1 protein-coding gene is annotated in these 1,482 nt (G+C 35.8%); it reads left to right on the top strand.

Going from position 1 to position 1,482, the window contains the following annotated elements; genetic code table 11:
* Window positions 1–196: 196 nt before the first annotated feature.
* Window positions 197–1,375, top strand: a complete 1,179-nt coding sequence (gene sctE, locus G468_RS0117795) for a type III secretion system translocon subunit SseC family protein (RefSeq protein WP_026824125.1) — start codon at window positions 197–199, stop codon at window positions 1,373–1,375.
* Window positions 1,376–1,482: the final 107 nt, after the last annotated feature.

Raw genomic sequence — 1,482 nt, 5'->3', positions numbered from 1 at the left:
TGCTTCCCCACAATTAAAAAATCACAGAACAGCTATAGGTTATTATCGGTTGGTATATACAATGGTGTTGCAGTATGTAAATCGGAGGGGCTGTGACTATACCACAATCGTAAGCTTTACGTATAATACCTGATATTGAATATCAATAAGTATAATTAAGATATAAATTGACTTAAATTAATAGGGCTATTATTTCATGAATAATATAAATGTTTTTTCATCTATTTCTTCACCAGAGCGACAAGAGCTCAGTATTATTAATAATGCTCCTGTGATTAAATCACCGTTACCGCAATCTCCTATACCGAATGAAATATTATTAAATATGGTAGGTGAGAAAAAAACCGGGAAAATCACCTATCAGCAGGCAGACGAGGCTTTAGGAAGGGTGTTAACTGTTTTCCACAACACAGAGAATCTGACTCTAAAAAATATCGAGAAAGTGTCAATTAACGATTTATTTTTACTCTCATCAACTCTTAGTTTAAAGATATTCGGTGATACTGCTAATTCAGTCGCTAAGGCTAGTAAATTGATGACGGATACTCAAGCGTTTTTACGTGATCAAAACGTTAAGGCATTTCAAGAAGAATTGGCAAAAAAAATTGAGCAATCCGAAAAAAATAAATGGCTAGTTCTTTTCGATTGGATAGTTGGTGTGGCTGAAATAGCTTATGGCGCGGTGTTGACTTGTCTTGGACAACCCGCAGGTCCAGTTTATATCGCCGCGGGTGTGGCAGGTATAGTCAAAGCTATTGCTGAAACAGCAATATATTTTGGTATAGGTGATAAAGAAATGTGGCAAAAAGTTGCTGATGCAGCATTTTACGTGCAAACAGTACTTGAAGTTGGTGCAGTTATTTTAGATGTTTGCAAAGCTGGAGCATTAGTAACGTTGGGTAGAGGGATCATGAAAGGAACACAAATTATTTTAAAAGAGATGATCCCCCAATTAACTCAAGCAGTTTTAAAGAACTCAATAAAGGAAGGTTTTAAAGCAATGAAGGCACTCGCTGAGAAATTTTATGAGATGTTTGTTCGTGAAATAATGCCTTATATTACAAAACTTAAATCACCTAAAAACGCTATAGAAGCAGGTGCTACCATTTTGAATGGCGTGACTAATGGTGGTCTAGCTATTGCTAAAGGAAGTATTTATTTAGATAAAGCTGGACTTCAAAAAGAGATTGAAGAGTTAATGCTTGAGCAGAATTTCTTTGAATTTTGTTTTGACTGGTATGATAAAATGAAAGAACAGCAACAAAAAACGCTTAAAAATCTTGTAGATAAGCAAGCCGATAGTTTGGAAGGCGCTAGTAAAAACATAAGTGAGACAGGGATGTTACAGGCACGTATTGCTAGCTCGATTGTTTAGTAATTTAGTTTTCTTAGTAACAAATATTTTTAAAATGTCCGTCAGGACATGGAAGGCGGCAGATTGAAATCACAAAGATAACTGAATGGAAAACCGCCGAAGCCAGG

Source organism: Arsenophonus nasoniae DSM 15247 (genome assembly GCF_000429565.1).
Classification (GTDB): Bacteria; Pseudomonadota; Gammaproteobacteria; order Enterobacterales; family Enterobacteriaceae; genus Arsenophonus; species Arsenophonus nasoniae.
The sequence above is the reverse complement of the archived record's forward strand: the minus strand, read 5'-3'. Positions and strand labels throughout refer to the sequence as shown.

Excerpts from the sequence above, each read along its gene's own strand:
- sctE (WP_026824125.1), top strand. The coding sequence starts at position 197 with ATGAATAATATAAATGTTTTTTCATCTATTTCTTCACCAGAGCGACAA.